The organism is Erwinia sp. PME.40.26/001 (assembly GCF_055556675.1).
Window position 1 is genome coordinate 1 of record NZ_JBVHNP010000400.1, and the last position, 240, is coordinate 240.

The following is a 240-nucleotide window of genomic DNA, read 5'->3' on the forward strand; positions in this document are numbered from 1 at the left end:
TTGTGGTCAGTGGCTCGTGCACGACGGGGCGCTCATTGCCTTTGAGTCGGTCCTCTTGGCGCCTGCAAACCCGGCTTTTTGCAAGCCACTAGTCACTAACTGCTAGTCACTGCTTATGTACGACCTCCTGTTCCTCGTTTTCCTCGCGCCGCTAATCGGCTTCGTGCTGCTCGCCTTCGGGCGCGGCAAGCTGTCGGAGAATGTGTCCGCGCTAATCGGTGTCGGCTCCGTCGGCATTTC

General features: G+C 59.2%; 1 protein-coding gene. It reads left to right on the forward strand.

The window, feature by feature from the left end; all coding sequences use genetic code 11:
- Positions 1-115: 115 nt before the first annotated feature.
- Positions 116-240 (forward strand): hypothetical protein (locus ACZ3HG_RS24710; RefSeq protein WP_465335161.1); only part of this gene is annotated, 125 nt, incomplete at its 3' end.